The 5273-nt window shown below is 66.8% G+C and carries 6 protein-coding genes; all 6 read right to left on the bottom strand.

What is annotated here, in order from left to right:
- Nucleotides 1-406: GTPase (locus VEG08_02585; GenBank protein HXZ26866.1), on the bottom strand; the 406-nt coding region annotated here is incomplete at its 3' end.
- 432 nt (nt 407-838) lie between these two features.
- On the bottom strand, nt 839-1711 hold the full coding sequence (locus VEG08_02580) for a response regulator (protein ID HXZ26865.1): 873 nt from the start codon (nt 1709-1711) through the stop codon (nt 839-841).
- A 97-nt stretch (nt 1712-1808) separates the two neighbouring features.
- Nucleotides 1809-2492, bottom strand: a complete 684-nt coding sequence (gene phoU / locus VEG08_02575; protein ID HXZ26864.1) for a phosphate signaling complex protein PhoU — start codon at nt 2490-2492, stop codon at nt 1809-1811.
- On the bottom strand, nt 2489-3250 hold the full coding sequence (gene pstB / locus VEG08_02570; protein ID HXZ26863.1) for a phosphate ABC transporter ATP-binding protein PstB: 762 nt from the start codon (nt 3248-3250) through the stop codon (nt 2489-2491). Before pstB ends, phoU begins: the two co-directional genes overlap by 4 nt.
- Nucleotides 3250-4140 (bottom strand): phosphate ABC transporter permease PstA, encoded by an 891-nt coding sequence (gene pstA / locus VEG08_02565; protein ID HXZ26862.1) that lies wholly within the window; start codon nt 4138-4140, stop codon nt 3250-3252. Before pstA ends, pstB begins: the two co-directional genes overlap by 1 nt.
- Nucleotides 4133-5161 carry a phosphate ABC transporter permease subunit PstC gene (pstC, locus tag VEG08_02560; GenBank protein ID HXZ26861.1) on the bottom strand — a complete coding sequence of 343 codons (1029 nt, stop codon included), beginning with the start codon at nt 5159-5161 and terminating at the stop codon, nt 4133-4135. The genes pstA and pstC overlap by 8 nt, the downstream gene beginning before the upstream one ends.
- Nucleotides 5162-5273: the final 112 nt, after the last annotated feature.

The following is a 5273-nucleotide window of genomic DNA, read 5'->3' as shown; positions in this document are numbered from 1 at the left end:
ACACCGGGCTCTTGCCGCAGCCGGTGCGCACCGCGCACACCGAGATCACCGGCACCTTCGCCTGCAACTGGGTGCGCTCCGCGCCCAACAGCCAGAAGTCCGCGCCCGCCGCCACCACCCGCGAGGCCAGGTGCATGAGGTTCACGTGGGAGATGTCGCTATAGGAGAAAACCGCGACCTCCACCCCGCGCTCCCGGATCACCTTTTCCAGGTCGCGCTCTTCCACGATGGGGATGCCGTTGGGATAGAGCAGCCCGGAGAGTTCGTAGGGATATTGGCGGCCCGCGATGTCGGGGATCTGGGTGGCGGTGAAGGCCACGACCTGGTAGCTGGGATCATGGCGGAAGACCACGTTGAAGTTGTGAAAGTCTCTGCCGGCGGCACCGAGGATCATGACCTTTTTCATGACACGCCCCGTTCCTGTCGCACCAGGCGACCCCTTATGTTCCCGCCGCCCGGGCCGGGGCGCGGTGAGGGGCGTCACAGGGGTCAGTGATGGGTGACCGCGATGTGCTTGAGCCTAAAGGGACAGCCGGCTCAGGCTCTCCCCAAAAGTGGCTTGCCCGGAGCCCGGAATCGGGGTACGCTCGCCCTACACTGGAAAGGAGGTGGTCCAGCAATGTCGAGTTCTGATAGTTGCCCGAGACCTAGTGAGGTGGCTGTGACCTAGAGCGGTCTGCTCTGCGTCAGCGCGAACTTCCGATGGTTCAGGGAGTGTCGCCGCGGTCCTCGAGTGTAAGGGAGCGGCCGCCTGGGCAATCCCAACAGACCACCGGCGACCCACGGCCGGCAAAGCCGTGGGTCGTTTTATTTTGGCGCGAACTTGGACCCGTGAACCCTAGCTCTTGGGCCCGCCGTCCAGGTACTTGACGAAGGCGACTTCGTTCTGGGCCTCGTTGTAGAGCAACTCGTCCACCACCGCGCGGGTCAGCAGGATGCCGAAGCCGCCGGGGCGCAGGCCCTTCTCGTCGCGCACGCGCAGGTGCTCGATGGGGCTGTCGGGAGGATTGCTGACGGCGGCGTGGGTCAGCCCTTCGAAGCGGAAGCCGCGCCCGGGGTCAGCGATGCGGTAGAGGATCATGCGCTGGGTGCGCAGGCAGGAGATGCGTACCTTCTGGTTGGGGTCCAGGTCGCCGCCCCACTCGATGGCGTTGAGCAGCAACTCGCGGAAGGCCTGGCCCACGGCCTCGCGCACCTCCTGGGGCAGGTCGGACTTGGCTTGCAAGAGGAAGTCCTGGATGCGCTCGGCGGCCTGGCGCTCGCAGGGCACCAGCAACTCGATCCACTCAGGGCGGGCGGAGAGCACCTCGATGGGCGGCCCCGACTCGGAGGCCAGCGCCCGCTCCACCATCTCCACCACGCCCTTGGCCGAGAAGGGCTTGTTGATGTACTGGTAGGCCTGCTCCCGCACCGCGTTGAGCAGGGTCTCGGGGGTGTTGTCCCCGGTCATGACGATCACCTTGGGCTTGCCGGGCTTGTCCTTCAGGCGGGCCAGCACCTCCAGCCCGGTCATGTTGGGCATCCACACGTCGAGCAGCACCAGGTCGAACTTGCGGTGCTTGATGTGGGCCAGGGCCTCGGCGCCGTCGCCGGCGGCGGTCACGGAAAAGCCGGCGCGCTCCAGCATGCTGGCGAGCATGCTGCGCAGGGCGCGATCGTCATCGGCCACGAGGATCTTCTTCGAGCCTGAGGGTGGGACGACTTTGGTCATGCACTCCTGAGACGCAAGCCGGCGGGAGGGCGCTCGGAAGGGCCATGCTACGTCCGGCATGGCGGAGCGTCAAGTTACGCTGGTCACCACGCCGCTTTCAGGGAAGCGGGGTGGCCGGCGTTCCCGGGCCCAGGTGGCGCACATCCGCGCCCCGCACCCAGAAGATCACATCCTCGGCGATGTTGGTGCCATGATCGGCGACCCGTTCCAGGTTGCGGGCGATGAGCAGAGTATCGAGGGCCTGGCGCGCCGAGGCCGGCGACTGCTTCATCTGCGCCATCATGGCGGCCTCGATCTCGCGCTTCATACGGTCCACGCTGTTGTCGGAGCCGAGCACCTGCTGGGCCAGGTCGGCGTCGGCGCGGATGAAGGCCTCCAGCGCCTGCCGCACCATGCCGGTGGCGGTAGCCGCCATGCGGGGAATGTCAGCGGGCAACTCCACCGCCGGCAAGCCGGCCAGGTCGCGGGCCCGCTCAGCGATGTTCACCGCCTGGTCGCCCACTCGCTCCAGGTCGGCGTTGACCTTGATGACGGCCAGGATGAAGCGCAGGTCCACGGCCACCGGTTGCTGCATGGCCAGCAAGTCCAGGGCCAGCTCGTCGATCTCCCGCTCCACCATGTTGATGGACTGCTCCCCGCGAAACACCTTCTCACTGGCCTCGGGGTCGCGGCTGCCGTAAGCCTCGATGGCGCGGTCCACCGCCTGCTCCGCCAAACCGCCCATGCGCAGGAGTTTCTCCTTGAGCTCGTCCAGTCCGAGTTGAAATCGCGTGCGTGTCATCCAAACCTGCCTGTCACGTAATCTTCGGTCCGCTTGTCTGCCGGGTTGGTGAAGACCCTTTCCGTCCGGTCGAATTCCACCAGGTATCCCAGCAGGAAGAAGCCGGTGAAGTCGGCCACCCGGCTGGCCTGCTGCATATTATGGGTCACGATGACCACGGTGTAGTCCTTTTTCAGTTCGAAGACCAGTTCCTCGATCTTGCTGGTGGAGATGGGGTCCAGGGCCGAGCAGGGCTCGTCCATGAGCAGGACCTCGGGCGCCACCGCCAGGGCGCGGGCGATGCACAGGCGCTGCTGCTGGCCCCCGCTGAGGCTGGCCCCGGATTTCTTCTTGACCTGGTCCTTCACCTCGTCCCACAGGGCGGCCTGGCACAGCGAGTGCTCCACGATCTGGTCCAGTTCCCGCCGGTTGCGGAAGCCGTTGAGCTTGAGCCCGGCGGCCACGTTGTCGTAGATGGACATGGTGGGGAAAGGGTTGGGTTTCTGGAAGACCATGCCCACGCGCCGCCGTACCTCCACCGCAGGTACGGAGCGGCCGTAGATGTCGTTCCCGCCCACCTGCACCTTGCCCTCCACCCGCGCTCCCGGCACGGTCTCGTGCAGGCGGTTCAGGCACCGGATGAAGGTGCTCTTGCCGCAGCCCGAGGGCCCGATGATGGCAGTGACCTGGTTGGCGGCCATGTCCATGGAGATGCCATGCAGGACCTGGGCCGGACCGAACCAGGCGTTCAGATTGCGTGCTTCCATGCCGACGCCCATCAGGCAGCTCCTCGCACCATGCCGCGGGAGGTTGCCACACGCACCGCGGCCACGGCGCCTACGATCAGCACGATCAGCATCAGTGCCCCCGCCCAGGCCTGGCGATGCCAGTCGTCGAAGGGGGAGATGGCGTACACGTAGATCTGCAGCGGCAGTGCCGCCATGGGCTGATTGAGCTTCAAACTCCAGAACTGGTTGCCGAAGGCGGTGAACAGCAGGGGAGCGGTCTCTCCTGCCACCCGCGCGAAGGCCAGCATGATGCCGGTGATCACGCCCGAGGTCGCGGTGCGCAGCACCACCGAGAGAGTGGTGCGCCAGCGCGGGATGCCCAGTCCCAGGGACGCCTCCCGCACGATGTTGGGCACCATGAGCAGCATCTCCTCCGTCGTCCGGGTGATGGTAGGAACCATCATGATGCCCAGGGCCACGCCCCCAGCAAAGCCCGAGAAGTGCTTCTGCTGGAGTACCACCAGCGAGTAGACGGCGATGCCGGTGACGATGGAGGGCACGCCGTTGAGCACGTCGGCGGTGAAGCGCACCAGTTGCGCAAAGCGGTGGTTTCCGTGCTCCGCCAGGAAGATGCCGGAGCCGATCCCCAGGGGCACGCCGATGAGGCTGGCTATCCCCAGGATGATGGCCGAACCCACCATGGCGTTGGCCATGCCACCGCCCAGCTCGCCCACCGGCTTGGGAGTCTGGGTGAGGAAGGCCCAGTTGAGCGCCCCGATCCCGCGGTACACCAGGTACGCGAAGATGGCCACCAGAGGCGCCAGCACCAGGACGGCGCAGAGCACGGTGAGGACCGTGACCACGCGGTCCAGCAGCAGCCGCCACCAGTAGCGCAGTCCGCGGGAAGACGCCGGAGAAGTGGGAGTGCGGTTCTCAGGCACGGGTGCTCACCGGAGTGCCGCGGGTGACCGTCCACACCAGCAGGCGGGCCAGGATGTTGACCACGATGGTCACCAGGAAGAGCGCCAGGCCGATCTCGATGAGCGCGCTCAGGTAGAGGTCGCCGGTGGCCTCGCTGAATTCGTTGGCCAGCACGCTGGCCATGGTGTAGCCGGGGGCGAACAGCGACTTGACGATCTGGGCGCTGTTCCCGATCACCATGGTCACCGCCATGGTTTCGCCCAGGGCCCGGCCCAGCCCCAGGATGATGCCTCCCACGATGCCGGCGCGCGCGTTGCGCAGCACCCCGGTGCGGATCATCTCCCAGCGCGTGGCCCCCAGCGCCAGCACCGCTTCGCGCTGCATCTGCGGCACCGCCGTCAGCACCTCGCGGGTGATGGAAGCGATGATGGGAATGATCATGATGGCCAGGATCACCCCTGCGGCCAACATGCCGATGCCGTAGGGCGGGCCGGTGAACAGCCCCGTCCAGCCCAGGTACTTGGCCAGCCAGGGTTGCACCACCTTGCGCAGCAGCGGCGCCAGCACGAAGATCCCCCACAGCCCGTAGATCACGCTGGGGATGGCGGCGAGCAGCTCGACCAGGAAGGAGAGCAGGCCCCGCAGCAGGCGCGGGCACATCTCGGTGATGAAGATGGCCACCCCCACCGCCAGGGGCACCGCCAGCACCAGTGAGAGGAACGAGGAGACCAGGGTGCCATAGAGGAAGGGCAAGGCTCCGAAGTCGCCCGACACCGGGTCCCAGTTGTCCCCCGTGAAGAAGCGCCAGCCGAAGGTGTGCTGGGAGAGCCGCGAGTGCACCACCAGCTCGACGACGATCAAGGCCACGATGCCCAGCACCGAGAGGCAGCAGGCCACGGTGCCGTAGTGGAACAAGACATCGGCCAGCCGGCTGCGCCGCGCCAGCTTGCGCGGCACCCGCGACACCACCTCCAGCCGCGCCGGTTCCGCCGGAGAGGCACTCCCGGCCGGCTCGCGCTCAGGGAGCGTAGGTGAATTCATCGCCGACACCCTACCAGAGTTGTGTTACAAGACGGTTACAGTCGCAGTCTCAAGCGGATAAAGGCGCCGCGGCGGCCGGCCAAACAGAAGGCGCCGGCTGGTTGGCCGGCGC

Source organism: Terriglobales bacterium, from assembly GCA_035624475.1.
Taxonomy (GTDB): Bacteria; Acidobacteriota; Terriglobia; order Terriglobales; family Acidobacteriaceae; genus DASPRL01.
The sequence above is the reverse complement of the archived record's forward strand: the minus strand, read 5'-3'. Positions and strand labels throughout refer to the sequence as shown.

What these genes read in the sequence shown, in the direction of transcription:
- phoU (HXZ26864.1), bottom strand. Translation starts at nt 2,492, where the DNA reads ATGACACGCACGCGATTTCAACTCGGACTGGACGAGCTCAAGGAGAAA.
- pstC (HXZ26861.1), bottom strand. Translation starts at nt 5,161, where the DNA reads ATGAATTCACCTACGCTCCCTGAGCGCGAGCCGGCCGGGAGTGCCTCT.
- VEG08_02580 (HXZ26865.1), bottom strand. Translation starts at nt 1,711, where the DNA reads ATGACCAAAGTCGTCCCACCCTCAGGCTCGAAGAAGATCCTCGTGGCC.
- pstB (HXZ26863.1), bottom strand. Translation starts at nt 3,250, where the DNA reads ATGGGCGTCGGCATGGAAGCACGCAATCTGAACGCCTGGTTCGGTCCG.